The sequence below is a fragment of the Agrobacterium vitis genome (assembly GCF_013426735.1).
In the GTDB taxonomy this organism is placed as follows: domain Bacteria; phylum Pseudomonadota; class Alphaproteobacteria; order Rhizobiales; family Rhizobiaceae; genus Allorhizobium; species Allorhizobium vitis_D.
In genome coordinates this window covers 531,218-552,547 of sequence record NZ_AP023273.1, presented here as the reverse complement: position 1 = coordinate 552,547, position 21,330 = coordinate 531,218, and the positions used below count along the sequence as shown (strand labels likewise).

Below are 21,330 nucleotides of genomic sequence, written 5' to 3'. Positions count from 1 at the left end.
GTGAAGCTCAGAATAGGAGGGTGAGGCTGCATCACAAGGGAATTCGGGGACACTGTGGTGTCATATCCGGCCAATCTAATCTCCCGGAGGCTCCCCGGCATTGACTGCGGTCATGCTGGTGTCTTTGTATTTCATGTTCCGCGCAGCCGCTGCACGCGGCCACAACAGCCAGCCGCCAGCAAATGATTATTGTACGGTAAGGGCAAATATCGCATAATCCCTGCTATTTTTGGGAGGAACCGGCTCTTTTAGAGGAGAATCGAGCAGGATTCCTGCGTGGCTGTCGTCGCGGAAATGGACGTGAAGGATACGTTTAAGGGGGGTCCGATGAAGACAGTCGATGCGCGTTATATGACGGCCAATATCCCGGTTTTTCTCATCCGCAGCCTCGTCATGACGCTTACGGATTTTGGTCTCGATGCCTCGCGATTAACGGCAGGTCTTGGCATTCCCATGGAGGATCTCTCAGACCCGGCCTGCCGGATTTCGTTTCGCCAGGGACGCGAAGTCATCCTGCGGGCCATGAAAATGACCAAGGGCAAGGCGCTTGGATTGGAGACCGGGATTCGCGAAAAGATTACCTCTGTTGGCCTGGTCGGTTATGTGATGGTGACAGCAGCGACTGTGGGTGACGCGGTCAAGCTTGGCCTTGATCTGCAAAAAGATACCGGCAGCATGTTGGAATTCGACACCAGGGAAAGCCCGGAGGGTGTCGTCGTCACGGCGGCGAGCCGTTTTCACGATCCCGACATCTATGTTTTCCTGGTGGAAGAGGCTTTTGCCAGTTTCATGGGGGTCGCCCACGGCCTTGTCGGGGAGGGCTTCAAGCCGGTCCGGGTCGATTTTGCTTATCCTGCGCCAGCGCATACGGAAGCATATCAACGGGTTTTCGGCTGTCCGGTTCGATTTGGCCAGATGGAAAATGCGTTCATCTATGATGCCGCCTGGTACAAGCAGCCGCTCCTGACATCCGATCCTCTTAGCCATCGCCAGCTTCTTGAATTCATGGCCTATAACCGCGCCCGAAGCCGCGAGGCGGCTGAAATCATCGAATCCGTCGAAAGGGTCCTGCGACAGAAGCTGCACAACCGCACGCATATTTCCAAGGTGGCCCGTGCGCTTGGCATGAGCGAGCGCACCTTGCGTCGCAGACTTGCCGAAAGCGGGGTTTCCTTCCAATCGCTTCTGGACGATCTTCGCAAGAACCGCACGCTCGAACTGTTGGGCAACAGGAACATGTCTGTCGAGCAGATCGCATTTGCGGTCGGATTTTCGGACCCTCATAATTTCCGGCGCGCCTTCCGCCGTTGGACAGGTACCACGCCCGGTGCGCTTCGTGCGGATCTATCGCCTATTTGACCGGTAAAGACCCCTCAAAGGACAGCTTCACCGCTACGCAAATGGCGGTTTTCTCCCCTATCATACGTGCAATATCCAATAAAAATGGGGAGCGACCTGGACTATATCCAGGCTGCATGCACGGCGATAGATGGCCAAGTCTGACCAATATGTTTTATCGATCGATCTTGGCACCAGTGGCTGCAAAGTCGGATTGGTGTCGATTACCGGACACGTGGTTGCCTGGGCATTCCGGTCGGTGCCGCTCCAGGTAATCGATACGATCGGGGCAGAGCAGGACCCCTCACAGTGGTGGAGCGCCTTCATCGAGGCAAGCCAGGACGTGCTTCACCAGAGTGCTGCATTGCGTCAGAATATCGTCGCGATCTGCTCATCCACGCAAGGGGAGGGAACCGTTGCCGTTGACCGTGATGGCAATGTGCTGATGAACGCGATTATCTGGCTCGACATGCGCGGCGCCCGCTACCTGAAGAAGGAAATGCGCGGGGCAATGAAGGTCGCAGGCTATGACGCGATCAAGTTGCAGAAATGGTTGAGGCTGTGTGGCGGCGCTCCGGCCCTGTCCGGCAAGGACCCAGCGGGCCACATGCTGCTGATCCGCGATGCTTTTCCTGACATTTACGAGAAGACCTACAAGTTTCTCAACGTTCTCGATTTCTTCAATCTGCGTCTGACGGGCCGGTTTTGCGCCACGCAGGATTCCATTCTTACTTCCTGGGTAACCGATAACCGCGATGTCAATCATATCCGCTACGACGACGGGTTGATCGGTGCCAGCGGCATCGACAAGTGGAAATTTCCCGATCTCATCAGATGTACGGATGTCGTTGGAACCCTGTTGCCTTCGGTTGCCGATCTGTTGGGTCTGTCGTCGAAAACGCCGGTTGTCGCCGGTGCTATCGACAATTCCGCCGCCGCGATCGGCGCTGGAACGCTGGCCGATTATGACGCCCATCTCTACATGGGGTCATCGTCCTGGATCTCGGCCCATGTGCCTTTTAAGAAAACCAGTGTCATGGACCAGATCACATCGGTTCCTTGTCCGGTACCATCGAAATACCTGATGATCGCCATGCAATCGAGCGGTGCGAGCAATATCGCCTTCCTGAAGGACCGCATTGTCTTCCATGACGATGGCCTGATCGATTCCGAACCGACGCCTGATACTTACAGGCTTCTCGATGAGATTGCCGCCCGCACACCTGCCGGAGCGGCTGGCATGATGTATCTGCCCTGGCTTTTCGGCGAACGCTGCCCGGTGGATGACCCGACCCTTCGGGCCGGGATCTTCAACATGAGCATGGAGCATAACCGCGAAACCCTTGTGAGAGCGGTCTTCGAAGGCGTGGCGCTCAATACACGTTGGATGATGAAGCCGGTCTCCCGCTTTCTTGGCCGCAGGCCTGAGGCAATCACCATGATCGGCGGCGGCGCAATGTCGCCCGCCTGGTGCCAGATCTTTGCGGATGTTCTGGGTGTCCAGATCCGCCAGCCACATGATCCGATGAAAGCCAATGCACGCGGTGCGGCCTTCATCGGGGCTGTGGGACTCGGCCTCATCCAGTTCGATGACGTCGCACGCCATGTGGTGATCGACCGGGTCTACGATCCTGATCCGGCGACGCAGCGGCTCTATGACGAGCGCTTCGGTATCTTCACGGAACTCCATCGGCGCCTGGCGCCGCTTTACAAACGTCTAAACGGATCAAAGGGCAAGATTCATGGCTAAATTCATGGCCCAGCGGCAGGAGATTGCCGATATGTGCCGCTATTTCGCGGATAATGGCTATTTTGCCGGAACCGGCGGCAATATCGGCGTCCGTGTCGATAGAAAATTCATGGCGGTCACCCCCTCGGCCTCCGACTACTACACGGTTGAGGCTAAAGACGTGGTGATCCTCGATATCGAGACCCTTGACATTGTCGAGGGTGACAAGACGCCGACCATTGAAAAAGGACTGCATGCCAGGATGCTCCTTATGCATCCTAACCGTCATGCCAGTGTTCATACACATCAACCGATCGCAAGCGCTGTCGCCTTGCTGCATGAAATTCTGCCCTGGCCAAGGGGAAGCGATCTTGGGGCACTTGGTCCTCACGTCGCGCTTATTCCCTATAGGCCGTCGGGCACGGGAATGCTGGCAAAGATTTTTGCGAAGTCCCTGCGGCCCGACATCTTTGCATATCTTCTGGCCAGTCACGGCGTCATCTGTGCGGGGGCCGATCTCAAGACCGCTGCGGGCATGATCCGCAAGATCGAAGCCGCCGCCGCCGCCCACCTGCGCGAACGCATCAACAAACACGTCAACCTCGATCGGCAACTCCAGGCGCTCATTCTGAACGTTCTGGACAAGGCTGAGACCAAGGGAGCTTGAAATGAACATGGCAGCTCGTAACTCTGAACTTTCCTACAGCATCAGTGCCTGGCCAGATAACAAAGACCTCATGGACCGGCTGAACGCCCTGCTCAAGCAGCCTCCCAAAGGTATTTCCAAGGCCAATATGCCCAAGGTGCTCGATTATTTCGAACAGAAATGCCAGACCTCCAAGGCCTGGGCTGCACGGGCGGCGGAGGTTATTCCGGGTGGGGTCCAGCATAATCTCGCCTTCAATTATCCGTTTCCCATAGCGGCCACCAAGGTCGATGGCGCTTATATGTGGGATGCGGACGGCAATCGCTATACTGACTTTCTGCAGGCGGGCGGACCGACATTGCTTGGCTCCAACTATCTGCCGGTGCGCGAAAAAGTGCATCAACTGATCGACGAATGCGGTCCGGTGACTGGCCTCCTTCACGAATACGAATTCAAGCTCGCCGAGATCATCCGTAAATTTATGCCTGGTATCGAAATGTTCCGCATGCTCGGTTCCGGCACGGAAGCCTGCATGGGTGCTATCCGCTTAGCCCGCGCCCATACCGGCAAAAAATGGGTGATCAAGGTTGGCGGCGACTATCATGGCTGGAGCGACCAGATGGTCTACGGCATGCGCGTGCCTGGCACCGGCCGGCGCGAAGCTACGGGCATTCCGAAAGGTGTCACGGGTTATACTCAGGAAGTCTTCCCCAATGAGATCGGCACGCTCCGGCGCAAGCTGATGCTGAACCGTATTCGCGGCGGCACGGCAGCGGTCATCCTCGAGCCTCTTGGGCCGGAAAGCGGCACGCGGCCTGTGACGCCCGAATACAACCGCGAAGTTCGCAAACTCTGCGACGAATTCGGCGCGTTGCTGATCTTCGATGAGGTCGTCACCGGTTTTCGTGTCGGCATGGGCGGTGCGCAAGGCTATTTCAACGTGACGCCCGATATCACCGTGTTCGGCAAGTGCCTCACCGGGGGGTATCTGATGGCAGGCGGGATCGGCGGTCGCAAGGACATCATGATGACCCTGGTCGGGGGTATCGGCACCTCGAGTAAGCGCGCCTTTGTCGGCGGCACGCTTTCGGCCAATCCGCTGTCTTGCGTTGCTGGTTACTATGCGATCGAGGAGATGGCGCGCACCAATGCGCCGGTTGTTGCCGGACGAGCTGGCGACCGGCTGGCCAAGGGCTTGAAGGAGATCCTCAACCGGCTCGGCCTTCCCTATGTGGTCTATAATATGGGCTCCATCGTTCATCTGCAGACGTCCGCCGTGCTGTTGATGAGCATGCGCAACCCGATCAAGCTGATGCGCGAGGCCAATCCCCGTAAACACCTGATGGAAGAGATGGGGGCGGCCTATATGGCGCATGGCATTCTAACCCTGGCGGGAAGCCGCATCTATACCAGTATGGCGGACACCGATGAGGTGATCGACGATGCCCTTGAGCGTTTTGAAACCGTTTTCCGTTTGGTGTGACATGCTTATGAAAGTCAATAATGCCTATATCGAAGAGGCTCTTGGCCGGGCGGCGGCACGCCTTGCGGGAAAAGGGCTTCTCAAACCGGGCGATATGCTGTCGCAGCGGATTCCCGAACAAAATGCCTTTGTGAGTGTCCGCATCAACTCTGGACAGGACGTGCCGGATGCATTCGAATGGACAAGCCTTTCCGCGACACCGGGCCTTTCCGCGATACCGGGGGACTTGCATCATCGCATCTACCGGGCGCGGCCGGATGTGGGTGCCATTGCCTCAGGCGGGTTGACCTGGACATTTGCACTGGCGCGCCTCGACCTTTCCCTGCCGGCGGTGTTCGATGAGCAGATCCGTCACCTCGGCCTTGAGGCAAAACGTTTAGGCATGTGCTCGACCGATGACCCGACGAAGGCCTTGTCGAACGGCGCTAACGCCTATTGCCTTGATGACATGGCGCTGTGCTTCGGCATGGGGCTTGAGCGCCTGCTGCTGAATATCGAGATCCTGGAAAAATGTGCCGAATGCTTCATTCTTGCGCACAGTGCCACGGTCAAGGTCAAGCATATCCCATGGCTCATCAGGTTCATTGCCAATGGCCGTTTGAAGAAAGATCAGAAAGAGGCCGCAGCTCGGCATCTTCGCGGGGAACGATCAATCATGAAGGCTGGATACTGACTAAAGCGCGACAGCGCCTTTCCAACCTTGGTGGGCGGCAGGCCAATGGTGCGATTGCTGCGTGGAAGCTATCTTTTTGCATCGCCGGATATCAGCATAGGATCTTTTGGGGTCATTTTTTGATCAGCTCAGGCCAAGCCGGTATCCGCATATTTCGAACCGTTTCTTCCATCTGTTACGATCAGTCCCATAAAAAAACAGGGGTTCAGAATGCAAGACACCATGCTCGTCACGGGCGGGAGCGGATTTGTTGCCTGCCATCTCATTCTCCAGCTTCTTGAAATGGATGCCGCTGTGCATGCCACGGTCAGGAGCCTGCGCAATGTGGCCAAGATCAAGCCGTTGACCGATATGCAGGCTCGCTTTCCGGGGAAGTTGACGCTCTATGAGGCCGACCTTCTGACCCCTGGTTCTTTCGATGCCGCAATGGCTGGCTGCGCGATTGTTTTCCACGTCGCATCGCCTTTCAAGCTGCCGGAAAAAATCAAGGATGGGCAGCGCGAAATGGTGGAGCCAGCCCTTCAAGGCACCCGCAATGTTCTTGGCAGCGTCAACAGAACCGAAAGTGTCCGGCGCGTGGTGATGACATCGACGATTGGCGCCATCTTTGGCGATTATATCGATGTCCGGTCGATGAAGAATAACACGGTTGCCGAGGAGTATTTCAATACGTCGAGCAATGTTCAAAACAATCCATACCATTATTCCAAGGTTCTGGCGGAAAAGGAAGCCTGGAAAATCCAGGGTGAGCAAAGCCGCTGGAGCCTGACAACCATCAATCCAGGCATGATCCTCGGCCCTTCCTTGACGCCTGCTTCTGAATCCGGCTCGCTCTTTCTGCTGGACGAGATGTTCAAGGGATATTTTTTCTACGGCATGCCGGATCTCAGCCTCGCATGTGTGGATGTTCGCGACGTGGCGCAGGCGCATATCCGGGCGGCGCTGAACCCGGACGCAAAGGGGCGTTATATTCTCGCGGAAAACCATACCCGGACCTTCCTGGAAATCGCCGGATACGCACGCCGGGTTCACCCCAAGCCCTATCTGTTGCCCTCCTGGCAGATCCCCAATCTGGTGGTTCGGCTGATCGGGCCGCTGTTTGGCCTGACGCAGGCATATATGACGAACCATCTCGGCATTCGCTTTGCTCTCGATAACAGGCGCAGCCAATCTGAGTTGGGCATCGCCTACCGGCCATTCGAGCAGACGATGGCGGATCATTATCACGGTTGGGCGCAACAGCGTGGCGCGATGGCATAATTTCCCAAGCCGAAGCCGATTTAAGGAATGATGCAGTTATCAGGCAGGAGATCAATCATGCATTTTTCAGGAAAAATTATTCTGATCGTCGGGGCTTCCTCCGGCATGGGGCGGCTGCTTGCCCTGCGGCTTGCAGGCGAGGGTGCCAAGGTGATCGTTACGGCGCGGCGCGAGCCGATGCTCATCGAATTGTCCGAGGATATCAGCAGCGCCGGTGGCGATTGCCTCGCCATTGCGGCTGATGCAACCGATGCGGCGGCCGCCGCCGAGGTGGTGAAAACGGTGATCGATCACTATGGCCGGATCGACATGATCTATCTGAATGCTGGTGGTGCGCCAGCCCTGGATATGCGGCTGATGAGCGCCAGTGACGTCAACGCCTGCATGCGTTTGAATTACGATGTCGTGGTCAATTATCTCTTCCCGGTTTTGAAGCAGATGATGCGACAGGGCGGGGGTTATGTCGCCCATACCAATTCGCTCGCAGGCTTGCTCGGCGTGCCGCTTCAAGGCCCTTATTCAGCAGCCAAGGGAGCGGCTATGCTGCTCATCGACACCTGCCGCGTCGAATTTGCCCGCTATGGCATCAAGTTCACCACCGTTTATCCGGGGTTTGTCGCCACCGAGGCAACGGCTGGTGATGGGATGCCGGCGCCCCTTGAGATTTCGGCGGACAAGGCCGTTGACCACATTCTGTATGCGCTGAGGAATGAGAAGGCGGATTATCTATTCCCTTTCACGATGCGCTGGTTAATCCGGCTGGCCCATATTCTGCCCAAGCCTCTGATGCTCTGGATTTTGGGCAAGTCGATGCCAGCCCTACACGAGATCGGACATACGCAACCGATATCGACCTGATAGGCGGTTTTCGAGTGCCTCATCACTGGACGAATACTGCATCGGCCATCAAGGCCGACAGATCAACAATGAGGTAATGCATCCTGATGCAAGACATCGAGTCCGCGGTTTTCGATCTTGATGAAACATTGCTCGACTGGGATTCAACCGCCGCCTGGATTCTGGAGCGGGTGGGTCAATCAGGCTGGCGCTTTGTGCTGGCGGCATTGGCATTGCCTTTCGCCGGTCCATTGATTGTGTTTCCGCCGCTGCGGCGTTGGGGAACCTCGGTCTTTCTCTGGATCGCCACGTTCGGACTTTCCGAATATGCCTTGAAAGTCTCTTTCGTGCGTTTTGCCGACAGGGTTAACGCAGGCAAACAGCCAAGGCTAGCCTGGCATGAGAAAGGCCTGGCCGAGCTTCGGCATTATTTGAACCAAGGCAGTCGAGTGGCCGTCGCAACCGGAGCGCCGCTGTGGATTGCTGCGCCGTTTGCAGCGTACATCGACAGTCGTATTCAGGTGGTTGGATCGGGATTACACCGCGTTCTCGGTGGCTGGGTTCTCAGCGATCATTGTCGCCATGGAAGAAAATGCATAGCGCTTGGCGGCATTGGATTTCAGGGGAGATGGACTGCGGCCTACACGGACAGCTTAGATGATCTGCCGATTTTAATGCGGGCGACACGGGCGTTTGCCATTAATAGTTCCTCCAGGAAAAGAAAGAAATTCGACGCCAACGGATTGAATATTCAGTATTTGAACTGGTGAGCCGTTTTGTTGATGACGGAATGAGGACTAGGAAGATTCATTGAAAATGAATCCTCCTATCGAAACGTCAAAGGGTTCCTGCCACACTCTCGTGCCTGACATCTCTGCCGTTAGACGATTAAGCCCTTCATCGGCTGAACACTGTCCGAGCCTGGAAACACAACACTGGCCAGATGACCCGCACTGGCACCAAGAAGATCGACCGCCATGCCTTTGATCACGGCGCGGATGTCGGTGGTGGCGGCCAGATCCCGGCCTTCAAACAGTTGGTTCTGCTTCAGCCCCGGCCAGTCAGTGATGACGCGGCCACCCCGCACGGCACCGCCAGCGAGGAAGGCAGTCGTGCCGGTGCCGTGGTCGGTTCCGTCAGTGCCGTTGATGCGTGCTGTGCGACCGAATTCCGTTGCAACGATGATCGCCGTATCCTTCCACGCCGGTCCAAGTTCCTGTTCGAAAGCGGCAATAGACTTGTCGAGCCCAGCCAGAAGCTTTGCCAACCGGTCGATTTCCTGCGCGTGGGTATCCCATCCCTCAAAAGCCAGGGCTGCGACACGCGGACCATCCGGTTGGGCCAGCAACCGGGCCGCGCCGCGGGCCATTTGCTCCATGCCGTTCGGGTCGCCGGGGCCACCTTTCGACTTCATGTCGAGGCCGGATGCGATCTTTCCGGTCTGGATGCCTTCAATCAGAAGCTTCGAGAGCATCGGGTCCGTACGGCCATAAAGATCCATCAGGCGCAGCGCGAGATCGCCATCTGCGGGCCTGAGCACGGACGGCGCCCAGCCGAGTACAGGTGCCTTGCCACGAATGACGAGGGGCGAGGTTGCCCCGACGGAAAGCCCCTGCACGCGTTCTGCCGCACCAGGAGCGATCTTGTCCCCGGCTGGCAAGCCCTCCAGCATACGGTTCATCCAGCCGGTTTCAACATGTCCCGGCGTCGGAAAGCCGGATTCGAGCACATCCTGTCCATCGAAATGCGAGCGTTCACGGTAGGCGGTGGCACTGGCATGGACTACGGCGGCCTGATTGGCGCGGAACAGGCGTTGGAAATTCGGCATCGAGGGATGCAATCCGAAAAAGCCGTCGAGCGGCAGCACCGGCTTGTCGCCATCCAGCCTCAGCGCGATCGACTGGCGAAGGCCTTCATAATCGGGATCGCCGATGGGCGGCACGGCGGTCAGCCCATCCAGCGCCCCGCGCAGGATGATGGTGACGAAGCGGGGATCGCGTCCGCCAGCCGCATGGGCAAAGCGGGGCATGAAGGCCCAGGCAAACAAGGCGCCGGATGTGCCAAGGACGGCGCGGCGGGTGGGGGAGAGGTTTTCGCACAGCATGGTTCAGCGCCTCTGAAATTCGGGGGAAAGGAAAGCAATCGACAGGCCCTGGGGTCGGGTTTCCGCCCGGGAAATCGCCTGCAATGTATCGGCGGCGAGAAGGGGTCCCAGCCGGTCACCGGCAAAGGCACGCGGATCGATCTGGCCCTGGATCTGATGGGCAAAGAGATTTGCCGCATCGATGCGGGTCGCCAGCGATTCCGACGATGCCCAGGCATCGGTAACGTCGGAAAAACCGTTGGGACCGGCGGGGTTCCACAGCGGTTGGCCAAGCGCATTCAGCATGGAAATGATCTGCTCCGGCTTCGGCCTGATCCCGCTGCAGCGCAGCATCGCCGCCACATAATCCTGCGGCATGCGCATTTTCGTCAGCGTCGGGTTCCAGGCTTCGTCGGCATCGATAAGGGCAGTATAGACAGCTGAGAGATCGCCCTGCGACTTGGTATAGGCGGCGGCCAGTTTCGCCACCAGGGCCGGGGGCGGTTGGTCAGCGACGAAATACCGGACAAGTTTTGTGGCGATATGTCTGGCGGTTGCCGGGTGGCGGGCGAGGTCGCGCAAGGCGGTGCGGCCCTGTTCCACATTGCCCTCGGCATAGGTCATTCCCATCATCGTGTGGTCGCCCGGTTCATGGGCATTGGCGTTAAAGATGAATTTGCCCTGTGGGCCTGGGCGTTTTTCATCGCGGTAGAATGTCCAGCCGGTAATGATCCGCGCCAGCGACGTCACATCTGCCTGATTATAGCCGCCATCGACGCCGAGCGTGTGCAGCTCCATGATCTCACGGGCAAGATTTTCATTGAGGCCCCGCTTGCCATTCTTGTTGGCGGGCGAGGTCGGGCCAATCGATTGCTGGTTATCGAGGAAAACCAGCATGGCCGGATGGGTTTCGACCGCCAGCAGCATCTCTTCGAACTTCCCAAAGACATGGGGACGGATGGCCTCCCGCTCGAAAGCTCCGGCCAGAATATGCACTTCGCCACCCTTGCTGATCGCCACCGAAAAATGGTTAGCCCAGAACATCGCCAGCCGTTCGCCAAAGCCGATCAACGGTTGGTGGATCGTTCCGTTGAAACGGGCATCGGCCTCCGCAAGCAGGATCTGCTGCGGAAAATAGGGACGCTTGGAAACCGGCATATCCGGCTTTTTGTCCATGGACTGGGGTTGGGCCTGGACCTGAGCTTGGGCCTGCGGTTGGGGTTGCGACTGGGGCGGCATGGCACCCGCCTGCATGCCATTGCCCTGCATAGCATTGCCTTGCATGCCGGAAGCTCGGGGCGGGCCGCCTGCGCCCTGCATCGTATTCGCGCCGGCCATGGCCGCGCCCGCCATTGCACCGGCTGCGGGTTGTTTGTCGCGTTCGGCTTTGACCTGTTTTTGGTATTCGTAAAGCGCCACCAGGAGATCGGAACTGGAGCGCAATTGCGCGCCGACGGGCGTTGGCACAGCAAGCTCTGTGATCTCTTCCTTCAAAAGATCGCGGGGGGCATCCTTGATGGCGGTGATCCCGCCATCCGCAGCGCCAAGGCCGAAGCGCCAGAGCGCCAATGCGGCATCGACATCGTTGGAATTGGACATGGCCGATATGAACTCCGTTTCATCATCGGCCTTTCAACGTCGCTATAGGTTCAAATCCGTCGCTTTTGAAATATGATCATTTCGTGGCAGGCCGGGGTGCCTCCCGCTGGATCAATCCATCCGCCAGACGGCGTCGTTCATCGACCGAAAGGCTGGCTACAAAATCGATCGCCTTCTGCTCGGTGGCGGCTCGCACCGCATATTCGGCCTCGCGGGCGCGTTTTAGCGCATCGGCCAGCGCCACACCGTCGAGATCCGGCTTGCCCATCAGGGCGGCGGCCTCGACACGCGCTTGGCGCGCTTCAAGTCCGGTGGAGCGCACATCACGGCGCGCATCGTTCAGGGCCTTCTGAAACTCACCGCGCAATTTTGACGGAAGCTGCTCGCCCGCCAGCGGCAGACGCGAAGGCGGGATCGTGGCAGTGTCATAGAGATAGAAAAACCCGGCACCGGCAAGGGCGCAGATCAGGAAGGTGTTGAGCACCAGAAGGCCGATGGCCAGCCGCTTGAAACCGTTTTCCGTCATCGTATCTCCTGGGCAATTTCGCCTTCGGTCATGATATTGCCAAACGCGGTCGCGGTATCAATCATCGGGATCTGGGTGGGCGGTGCAACTATTGCAACCGCCAGCGCACCGGTCAGGCCGCCCGCAAGGCCGACGCCGAGAAGCCCCGCGCCGACCAGCCAGCGATGCAGCCTACGGCGCAGTGTGACGCGCTTGTCTGCCGATTGCAGGATGCGGCCTGTCAGGGCAGCGGACGCAGAGGGTGGGGCCGAAAGGGCGAGAAACGCATCCAAGCGGGACGCCTCTCCCACCATGGCGCGACCGGCTTCGGTTGCGGCAAAGATGTCAGCCGCCCCGCGCCGGTCTTCGGGCCAGCGTTTGCGGTCGCCACCATAGGCTTCGACAAGCGCGCGAAACCGCTCCGCATCCATGCTTTGCTTGCTGTCGTCACTCATTCCCATCTCCGTTCATCCCATCTCCGTTCATCCCGTCGCTGGTCAGGCCGTCTGCGGTCAACATCTTCTGCAAAGACCGTCGTCCACGCGCCAAAAGGCTTTCCAGCGCATCGACACTGATCTGCATCACATTGGCTGCCTCCAGGTTCGACATGTCCTGGTAGTAAACCAGAACGATTGCTTCCCGTTGCCGGGGCGCGAGCGCCTGCAAAGCCTCGGTGACCCGCTGGCTGTCTGTTTCATGTCCCGTCAGTCCGGCATCCGGCAGAGGCGCGTCGTCCATCCGATCCGGCGGCTCGGCCATCAGCACGTCACGCCGCTTGCGCAGCCGGTCGTAGCAAAGGTTGATTGCTACGCGGTGCGCCCAGGTATCGAAGCGGGCACGGCCCTGCCGCCAGCCTCCGGCATGTTTCCAGATGCGCAGAAAGGTTTCCTGCGCCACATCCTCCGCCTCCGCCGGGTCAGCGAGCATGCGATTGGCAAGCGCCAGAAAACGCGGCAGTTTGCGCGCCACCATGGTCCGCATCGCAGCCTGATCGCCCGCCGCAACTTGCTTGACCAACTCTTCATCGGGATCGTCGGTCATGTCCTTTTCACCGCAACCCATCCACCGCAACCCGGGCAGTTCCGCGGACACGGTTGCTCTGTTTTGCCTCATTGGAGGTCAAAATGCGCAAGGACCTGGGAAGCATCAAGGTGAGGTGGATCAAATTTTCTCCCGAAGATGAGATAGGACAGCTCAATCGATGGATCTTCAACGCGGGAGAAACGCAATTCCGTCGCTCATTCTGAGATTTTTTTGGCGAATATCCGGCGCTTGGCCCGGCGTCCAGGGCTGCTGCCCCGGGAATGCGGGCCGGGTTTTCGCCCGGCCCGCCGATCATCAACGCTTCTTGACGAATTCCGTCCGCAGCACCAGTCCCTTGATCGCGTCATGACGGCAATCGATCTCTTCCGGATTGTCTGTGAGGCGGATCGACTTGATGACGGTGCCCTGTTTCAGCGTCTGGCCAGCGCCCTTGACCTTCAGATCCTTGATGAGGGTGACGGAATCGCCATCCTGCAAGATGTTGCCGGAGGCATCACGGACCTCCGATGCCTGAGCGGCAGCGGCTGCCACTTCGGAGGCGGGGCGCCATTCGCCGGTCGCTTCATCATAAATGTAATCGTCGTTATCGCCAGCCACGGACCCTGCTCCTGAAGTGAATGTTATCTGATCTCCGTCGCTTACAGGAGCAAGGCCCGGTGTTGCAACGAGAACATCGGTTAATTCGAACATGAGGAACGGTTTCGTCCGCTATAGCGATGACTTTTCCATGCGCAGTTTGTTGTCTCTTGTCAAAAAGGCGCGGACGAAGGATAAGCGGGGCAGGCAGACATGCCTCCGGCGAACCCTGTGACGGGAGGGCAGTGTCCCCGGAAATCCAACCATAGAAGGCGTTCGGGCTCGTGTCGATCTGGCGAAACCTCATGCGATCCGTTGACTGTCGATCCGACCAACCTTTCAAGGAGCTGAAATACGATGGTCCAACAAAAAGGCGCCCTCTCGGCGGTTGCCAAACTCTGGCTGATCCTTTTGGGTACGGTGCTCGTTCTCGCCGGTTTATGTCTTGCCATCGGTGGCTACCGACTGATCACACTCGGCGGTAGCTGGTATTTCATCATCACCGGTATTGCCGTGGTCCTGTCCGGCCTGCTGGTTTTGATGCGGCGCCCGCTCGGCGCGGTGCTGTTCGTCATCGTCACGCTGTTGACCGCCGTCTGGGCGATCTGGGATGCCGGTCTTGATTTCTGGCCGCTGATCTCGCGCCTATTGGCCTTCGGCATCGGCTCCACCGTGGTGCTGCTGTCGCTGCCGCTTCTGCGCAAGGCGCGCGGCCTGGCACCCGGCTACGCCGGTTCACTCACGCTTGCGGCAGTTCTGGCCTTGGCGTCCGCAGGCGGTGTGGCCGGCATGTTCATGCCCCATCCTTCCGTGCCTTTTACCGGCACTCCGATTGCTCGTGTACCGGTCGATCCGGCAAATGAACAGAAGAACTGGGAACATTACGGCAATACATCAGGCGGGAGCCGCTTTGCCGCGCTCGACCAGATCAATGTCGATAATGTCAAAGCTCTGACGGTCGCCTGGACCTATCATACCGGCGATACCCCGATCAGCCCCGGCAACAACGGCGCGGAAGATCAGGAAACTCCGTTGCAGGTCGGCGAAAAGCTGTTTCTCTGCACCCCCCATAACAACGTCATCGCCGTCGATATCGATAGCGGCAAGCAGCTTTGGAAGGCTGAAATCAACGCCAAGTCGTCGGTGTGGATGCGGTGCCGCGGTCTTGCCTATCGACGCGACCCGTCCGCTGGATCAGCCTACGGTTCCTGGCTCCACACCTGTCTCTGCGGTGACTGTTGCTCCGGGCGCGCTTTGCGAACGCCGTATCCTGATGAACACGATCCAGGCTCAATTGATTGCACTCGATGCGGATACCGGCGCGTTTTGCCCTGATTTCGGCACCAATGGCCGTGTCGATCTGAAGATCGGCATGGGCGATGCGCCCGATCCGCAATATGTGCTGACATCGGCACCCACGCTTGCCGGAACCACTGTCGTGGTCGGTGGCCGTATTGCTGACAACGTCCAGGTCGATATGCCAGGCGGTGTCATGCGCGGTTTCGATGCCGTCACCGGTGAATTGCGCTGGGCGTTTGATCCCGGCAATCCTGAGATCACCAAGCTGCCGCCTCCAGGCCAAACCTATACGCGCTCGACGCCGAATGTCTGGGCGGCGATGTCCTACGATCCGGCCTCTAATACGGTGTTCATGCCGGTTGGCAGCCCTTCGGTTGATCTTTACGGCACGACCCGCACACCGCTCGATCATAAATATGGTGCTTCCATGCTGGCACTCGATGCCACCACGGGCCGTGAAAAATGGGTCTACCAGACCGTTCACAACGACCTCTGGGATTTCGACGTGCCGATGCAGCCGTCCTTCATCGATTTCCCGAAGGCGGATGGCACAAAGGTTCCGGCCCTGGTTTTCGGCACCAAGGCCGGTCAGCTTTACGTTCTCGACCGGCAAACCGGCCAGCCGCTGACGGAGGTCAAGGAGATCCCGGTCAAGGCGGCAAACATTCCGAACGAGCCTTACTCTCTCACGCAGCCTTTATCGGTCGGCATGCCGCAGATCGGTACCGGTCCCTTCACCGAGTCCGACATGTGGGGTGCAACACCCTTCGACCAACTGATGTGCCGTATTGCCTTCAAATCCATGCGCTATGAAGGCCTCTATACGGCTCCCGGCACAGATACCTCGCTGGCATTCCCCGGCTCGCTCGGTGGGATGAACTGGGGTGGTCTTTCCACTGATCCGGTCCATAACCTGATTTTCGTGAACGACATGCGCGTCGGTCTTTGGGTGAAAATGCAGGAAGCGGCACCCACGACCAAGACGTCAAATGGCGGCGAAAGCGTCAATACCGGCATGGGCCTGGTGCCGATGAAGGGGACGCCTTATGCGGTTCTCAAGGATCGCTTCCTCTCCGCCGCAGGCATTCCCTGCCAGAAGCCGCCGTTTGGTACGCTGACAGCGGTGGATATGAAAACCCAGAAGATCGTCTGGCAGGTGCCGGTTGGTACCGTCATGGACCAGGGGCCGCTTGGCATCAAGATGGGCCTGCCCATTCCGATCGGCATGCCAACACTAGGTGGCACGCTTGCCACGCAGGGTGGTCTTGTGTTCATTGCTGGCACCCAGGACTATTATCTGCGTGCCTATAGTGCTGCGACTGGTGAAGAAGTCTGGAAAGCCCGGTTGCCGGTCGGTAGCCAGGGTGGCCCGATGACCTTCAAATCGCCCAAGACCGGCAAACAATATGTGGTGATCTCGGCAGGCGGCGCGCGCCAGTCGACCGATCGTGGCGATTACGTCATCGCTTACGCCTTGCCGAACTGAAAATAATCCAATGACAGCAATCCGCCCGGAGGCAGCTCCGGGCGGTTTTTATTTTCCCATCGCCTTGGGTCTCGATGCCTTCTGGGCTCTCTCCAAATTTGGAAAGAGATCAGAGACCCGGATTGCCCGGCACGCTATGAAGGATCATAGCTGCGGCGCCAAACGCGACGGCATCGACCGCTGAGATTTGCGGGATGAGGATATCAGGTTGAATGACCCGCGCTCCATCGAACGGATTCGATGTTGAGAAATCAAGCCATGGTGCTAGCTTTTCCCTTACCAGTCTGGGCAGTGTTCCACCGATATAGATCGCCGATGGCGCAAGAACGGCTGTCACCATAAAGGCGAGCGTGGCTAATTCCGGTCCGGCTTTCCTCAGCCACGCATCAAGAACTGTCGGGTTTGCTTGCAGATATGCCGTCCATTGGTCGCAAGACCGGCCTTTCGGGATGTTTCCCTGATGCTCTTTGCACCAGGCTGCCAAGTCGTCAAAAGAGGGGCGCGATAATCCGCGCGCGCGAAGCGCGCCCACTTCGCCAGCATTTCCAAGATTGCCGCGATAAAGTTCCTTGTCAATGATGATGCCGCTGCCAATGCCCTCGGACAGGTAAAGATAGGCAAAATTATCGTGTCCGCTGGCATTGCCCAAGGCAAGCTCGCCCATGGCCGCAGCATTGGCGTCGTTTTCAATCATCACCGGACAGTCAAGTGTCTCTCTCAGGGTCGAGGCAAGATCTGAGCCTGCCCAGGAAACGACTTCCTCCGCGAGATCGAGGAAGGCAGTGCCGTGACGGAAACGGGTTGGCATGGCCACAGCGGCGCCGATCAGCAGGCCTTCATCAATGCCGTTTGATGTCAGCAAGTCGGTTTTGAGCGATTTGATCGCCGTCTGAATGTCGGAAAATCTGTCGTAAGGCCCTTCAAGCTGCTGTTCGCCAATCCGGTTGCCGCAAAAATCGAGCAACGTCACTGTCAGCGAATAGCTGTTGGCATGCACCCCAAGCGCATATCCGATGTTTCCGGCGAGCATGAGGTCGATGTGAGGCGCCCCGCGCTGGCTTTGCCGTCTGGCTCCCTGGATAACGATGCCGCGCGCGATCAAGTCACGGGTCATCATGCTGACGGCAGCCTGGGTCACGCCGCACAATTCCGCGAGTTCTGCACGCGATGCAATGCCGTTTCGCCGCAAGTGTTTCAGCACCGCCGCTTGCGTGGTGCCGATGCCGTGCAAAGGCCGTTGTCTTCTCAGCACCGGATTCGGTCCCTCTCCATCACTGATCCGGCGATGTCATAAATCAGTTACTTAAGCAAGTTAATTAAATAATCATCACCAACTGGATCAATAGCCATGACCAAATGCCTCGCCCTTCTCGCCACCGTGGCGATTTCTGCGCTTGCCACCGGATGGGCGCATGCAGAAGACATCAAGATCAAGCTTTCGACGCTGGCCGATAAGACGGCTCCCGCGCGCATCACCAATATCGAAGCCGCCGCAGACATCATGAACAAGCAGTTCAAGGCGGCGGGCGTCGATAAACATATTGTCATCGAAGCCAATAACAGCACCGTTAAAGGCTGGGACGACCTCGCCCTCGATACGCTGAAGGCATTTGCAGTCGGTCAGGGGCCGGACATCTATGTCGTGCCGCATGAATGGATCAGCAAATTCGCCGAGGATGGCGACGCGCTGCCGATGGACGAGAGGATTGCCGCTGCCCCATGGGTCTATGGCGACATCCTGCCAGTGCTGTGGAAGGCCGCCAAGGGCAATGATGGCAAGATCTATGGCATACCGCAGGATGCCGAGATCCGTATGTTCTTCTATAACAAGGACATGCTGCGCAAGATCGGCAAGGATGAGGCCTTTATCGAAGGCTTGCCCGCCAAGGTCGAGGCTGGCGAATTCACGCTTGATGATCTGACGGCGCTCTCCAAGGAAGTGGTCGATGCCAAGGCTGCTCAATACGGCATGTTGCATCGCCCCAATGTCGGCATCGATTATCTGATGGTCTTCCAGTCCTATGGCGTCAAATTCCTGGATGAGAAAACCGGCAAGCTGGTGTTTCCGAAAGCGGAAATGACCAAGGCTCTCGGCTGGTACGAGCGCAATGCCAAGCAAGGCGTCACCCCTGTCGATAACACAGCAATGAGCTGGGATGCGATCCAGGGCGCCTTCAAGCAGGAAAAGGCTTTCATCTTCCATCAGGGCGTCTGGGCGGTTGCCTGGCAATTGGGTGAGATGAACGGTGCCACCTGGCCGACGGATCGCGACGGCTATTTCCACAAGATCGGCTGGATTCCGGCCCCGGCTGCAGAAAAGGGCGGCAAGCCCGCCAATCTTTCCCATCCGCTGCTTTATACCGTCAATGCCAAGAGCAAGAATGCTGACATTGCCGCTGATCTCGTAGCGCTTGCGACATTGCCGTATTTCAACAACCAGCATGCTGTCACTTCCTACCATACAGCAATTAGCAACGCCCAGACGGCAATGCCGAAATACAAGGACAATTGGGTTCTGTCGGCGGCATCGCCGATGATGGCTCACGCTGGGTTCGTGCCGAACCACACCCAGTTCGGCAGCTACAACAAGATCTTGTTCAGCGGCTTGCAGGCCGTGGAAACCGGAAAAATGAAGGCGGCCGATGCCGTTGAGTTCATTGCCGACGAACTTGAAACGCAATTCGGCTCGGACGTTGAAATCCGCGATACCGCCAGCAACTAAACTCGGCCCTGCTGCGTGCCGCCCGTCTCTTCATCGGGCGGCACATTTCATTCTCATTGGTAGTCCATAATGTCCCAATTCCAGCTTCGAGCGCATCGACCGGCTCGGCCAATTCTTTACCTCGCGCCGGCAATCGCGCTGCTTGCCGTGTTTTTTCTGGCGCCGATCCTGGTCAACGCGGTGATCGCCTTTACGGACATGGGGTCGAACCTGCGAGTCGGCCATTTCACATTGCAGAACTTCGAGCGGATCGTGCAGCGTGATGCGCGGATCCCCATGGTGCTGCTGACAACGCTGATCTACGTCACGGTCACCCTTTTCATCTTCAATGTTGGCCTCGGCGCGCTTTTGGCGATGACCTCGACCGCGATCCCCGATCGGCTGGGTAATTTCTTTCGCGGGCTATGGCTTTTGCCACGCATGAGCCCGGCTGTGCTCTACGGGATCTTGTGGATATGGATCGCCGATCCAACGCCTTTAGGGCTGCTCAACCAGGTGACGGGCGCATTCGGCCTGCCACCGGTCAATTTGCGCAATGATTTTCCGCTGCTGCTGGTCATTCTGGCAAATGGCGCTGTCGGGGCTTCCTTTGCGATGGTCATCCTGACCTCGTCGATCCGCTCGATCCCTTCACACCTCGCCCATGCGGCACGTGTCGATGGTGCCAGCGAGTGGGGCGTTCTGCGCCATGTCGTGGTGCCAGCGCTCTCGCAGCCGATCCGCTTCATCACCATCTACCAGGCACTCTCCCTGATGACGACCTATGAATATATCCTGCTGATCACCGGTGGTGGCCCGCTCTACGATTCCACACCCTATGCGCTCTACATTTATCGGCGCGCCTTCGAAAGCGGCGCCTATGCCTATGGTGCGGCGCTGGCGCTGGGCCTGATGGTCATCGGTATCGCCGTGACCCTGGTGCAATGGCGTGTCTCCAATATGCGCTCCACCTTTGCCGCTCCAAAGATCGAGGTCTTGTGATGTCGCTGGTCCAGACCGATACCATGCCGTCCACCGATTGGGCACGTCTCGAACGTCGGGGCATTGTCAATCGTGCCGGTTTTCTGTCGGCGCTCATCCTCTTCCTGACGATTGTCTCCATCCCAATCCTGCTGCCCTATCTCTGGCTGTTGGTGAAATCGCTCACCTCGTCCGATGGCGCTGTTAGCCGGCTGGTTCTTTGGCACAGTACGGCCATCGCCGGGGTCGGTTATCTCGGCGCGATTGCGCTGGCGCTGCTGGCGGATCGGCTGCGTAGGCCTGCCATCAACTGGGCTGTGCTTGCCATGGTGATCGTCATTCTGTCGGCTATTTTCCTCGTCCCGCATCTGAGTTTCGACAATTACCGCTTTCTGTGGAACCCTGACATTGCCAAAATCGGCACCAACCGCATGGACCTGATGCCATCGATCTGGTCGGCGCTTGGCACGTCGCTGGTGTTTGCGATTTCCCAGACGGCAATCGTCACACTCGTCGCCACCCCAGCCGCCTATGCGCTGTCGCGGTTCGCTTTCGCGGGCCGTGAAAACATTCTGCGCGGCCTGCTTCTGCTGCACGCTTTTCCGGCACTGGCGCTCACGGTCGCGATCTTCATCCAGCTCTACTATATGGGCCTGCTCAACAATTTGGTGGGTGTCGTGCTGGTGTTGAGTGCGCTTGAACTGCCGTTTGCGATCTTTGTCCTCAAAGGGTTTTTCGACGGCGTGCCATGGGACATCGAGATGAGCGCCGTGACGGATGGTGCAACGCGCTTCCAGGCATTTCGCATGGTGATCCTGCCACAGATCCGCAGCGGCCTGATTGCTGTTGCCACATTTACCTTTCTGCGTGGCTGGGAGGAATATGTCTTCGTCCAGACGCTGTTGATCGAAAAGAACCAGATGACGATGAGCCTTTACCTGTTCTTCGTCGCCCAGGACCATATGGGGGCGGATTACGGCATGATTGCTGCCGTCGGCATCGTCTATCTTCTGCCCGTCCTGGTCCTCTACATTTTCACGCAGAAGTACATCACGCAAATGAGCTTCGGCGGGATCAAAGGATAACCGAC

General features: G+C 58.1%; 18 protein-coding genes and 1 pseudogene. 12 read left to right on the top strand and 7 right to left on the bottom strand.

Annotated elements, in window-relative coordinates; genetic code table 11:
- Positions 1-327: 327 nt before the first annotated feature.
- The 8 genes from H1Y61_RS19765 (at position 328) to H1Y61_RS19730 (ending at position 8,736) form a co-directional block, all read left to right on the top strand.
- On the top strand, positions 328-1,359 hold the full coding sequence (locus H1Y61_RS19765) for an AraC family transcriptional regulator (RefSeq protein ID WP_180575171.1): 1,032 nt from the start codon (positions 328-330) through the stop codon (positions 1,357-1,359).
- 130 nt (positions 1,360-1,489) lie between these two features.
- On the top strand, positions 1,490-3,088 hold the full coding sequence (locus H1Y61_RS19760) for a xylulokinase (RefSeq protein WP_180575170.1): 1,599 nt from the start codon (positions 1,490-1,492) through the stop codon (positions 3,086-3,088).
- Positions 3,081-3,734, top strand: coding sequence for a class II aldolase/adducin family protein (locus H1Y61_RS19755; protein WP_180575169.1), 654 nt, complete (start codon positions 3,081-3,083; stop codon positions 3,732-3,734). Before H1Y61_RS19760 ends, H1Y61_RS19755 begins: the two co-directional genes overlap by 8 nt.
- Position 3,735: 1 nt before the next feature.
- Entirely contained in the window at positions 3,736-5,196 is a 1,461-nt protein-coding gene (locus H1Y61_RS19750) for an aspartate aminotransferase family protein (RefSeq protein WP_156532054.1), read from the top strand.
- Between the two features lie 7 nt (positions 5,197-5,203).
- Positions 5,204-5,869, top strand: coding sequence for a hypothetical protein (locus H1Y61_RS19745; protein WP_180575168.1), 666 nt, complete (start codon positions 5,204-5,206; stop codon positions 5,867-5,869).
- Between the two features lie 210 nt (positions 5,870-6,079).
- Complete coding sequence (locus H1Y61_RS19740) at positions 6,080-7,129, top strand: NAD-dependent epimerase/dehydratase family protein (RefSeq protein WP_180575167.1); 1,050 nt, start codon at positions 6,080-6,082, stop codon at positions 7,127-7,129.
- Between the two features lie 57 nt (positions 7,130-7,186).
- Positions 7,187-7,987, top strand: a complete 801-nt coding sequence (locus H1Y61_RS19735) for an SDR family NAD(P)-dependent oxidoreductase (protein WP_235680950.1) — start codon at positions 7,187-7,189, stop codon at positions 7,985-7,987.
- Positions 7,988-8,073: 86 nt separating this feature from the next.
- The gene (locus tag H1Y61_RS19730; RefSeq protein ID WP_180575166.1) at positions 8,074-8,736 is read left to right on the top strand and encodes an HAD family hydrolase; all 663 of its coding nucleotides are present in this window, start codon (positions 8,074-8,076) and stop codon (positions 8,734-8,736) included.
- A gap of 110 nt (positions 8,737-8,846) precedes the next feature.
- On the opposite strand, the gene H1Y61_RS19725 is transcribed toward H1Y61_RS19730, so the two are convergent.
- The 6 genes from H1Y61_RS19725 to H1Y61_RS19700 form a co-directional block, all read right to left on the bottom strand.
- Positions 8,847-10,070 (bottom strand): DUF1501 domain-containing protein, encoded by a 1,224-nt coding sequence (locus tag H1Y61_RS19725; protein WP_180575165.1) that lies wholly within the window; start codon positions 10,068-10,070, stop codon positions 8,847-8,849.
- Between the two features lie 3 nt (positions 10,071-10,073).
- Positions 10,074-11,648, bottom strand: a complete 1,575-nt coding sequence (locus H1Y61_RS19720; RefSeq protein ID WP_180575164.1) for a DUF1800 domain-containing protein — start codon at positions 11,646-11,648, stop codon at positions 10,074-10,076.
- A gap of 76 nt (positions 11,649-11,724) precedes the next feature.
- Positions 11,725-12,174 carry a periplasmic heavy metal sensor gene (locus H1Y61_RS19715; RefSeq protein WP_180575163.1) on the bottom strand — a complete coding sequence of 150 codons (450 nt, stop codon included), beginning with the start codon at positions 12,172-12,174 and terminating at the stop codon, positions 11,725-11,727.
- Positions 12,171-12,608: a hypothetical protein gene (locus H1Y61_RS19710; RefSeq protein ID WP_180575162.1), complete on the bottom strand. Its 438-nt coding sequence runs from the start codon at positions 12,606-12,608 to the stop codon at positions 12,171-12,173. The genes H1Y61_RS19715 and H1Y61_RS19710 overlap by 4 nt, the downstream gene beginning before the upstream one ends.
- Positions 12,601-13,194 (bottom strand): RNA polymerase sigma factor, encoded by a 594-nt coding sequence (locus H1Y61_RS19705; RefSeq protein WP_180575161.1) that lies wholly within the window; start codon positions 13,192-13,194, stop codon positions 12,601-12,603. Before H1Y61_RS19705 ends, H1Y61_RS19710 begins: the two co-directional genes overlap by 8 nt.
- 297 nt (positions 13,195-13,491) lie before the next feature.
- On the bottom strand, positions 13,492-13,794 hold the full coding sequence (locus H1Y61_RS19700; protein WP_041698808.1) for a zinc ribbon domain-containing protein YjdM: 303 nt from the start codon (positions 13,792-13,794) through the stop codon (positions 13,492-13,494).
- Positions 13,795-14,130: 336 nt separating this feature from the next.
- Here H1Y61_RS19700 and H1Y61_RS19695 point away from each other — a divergent pair.
- Positions 14,131-16,558 (top strand): annotated as a pseudogene (locus H1Y61_RS19695) (glucose/quinate/shikimate family membrane-bound PQQ-dependent dehydrogenase).
- A 109-nt stretch (positions 16,559-16,667) separates the two neighbouring features.
- Here the strand turns inward: H1Y61_RS19695 and H1Y61_RS19690 are convergent.
- Positions 16,668-17,810, bottom strand: coding sequence for an ROK family transcriptional regulator (locus H1Y61_RS19690; protein ID WP_180575160.1), 1,143 nt, complete (start codon positions 17,808-17,810; stop codon positions 16,668-16,670).
- A 96-nt stretch (positions 17,811-17,906) separates the two neighbouring features.
- Here H1Y61_RS19690 and H1Y61_RS19685 point away from each other — a divergent pair, with 96 nt between their 5' ends.
- The 3 genes from H1Y61_RS19685 (at position 17,907) to H1Y61_RS19675 (ending at position 21,325) form a co-directional block, all read left to right on the top strand.
- Entirely contained in the window at positions 17,907-19,280 is a 1,374-nt protein-coding gene (locus H1Y61_RS19685; RefSeq protein WP_156540000.1) for an ABC transporter substrate-binding protein, read from the top strand.
- 69 nt (positions 19,281-19,349) lie between these two features.
- Positions 19,350-20,261, top strand: a complete 912-nt coding sequence (locus tag H1Y61_RS19680; protein ID WP_180575159.1) for a carbohydrate ABC transporter permease — start codon at positions 19,350-19,352, stop codon at positions 20,259-20,261.
- Positions 20,261-21,325: a carbohydrate ABC transporter permease gene (locus tag H1Y61_RS19675; RefSeq protein ID WP_180575158.1), complete on the top strand. Its 1,065-nt coding sequence runs from the start codon at positions 20,261-20,263 to the stop codon at positions 21,323-21,325. The genes H1Y61_RS19680 and H1Y61_RS19675 overlap by 1 nt, the downstream gene beginning before the upstream one ends.
- The last annotated feature ends 5 nt before the right edge of the window (positions 21,326-21,330 follow it).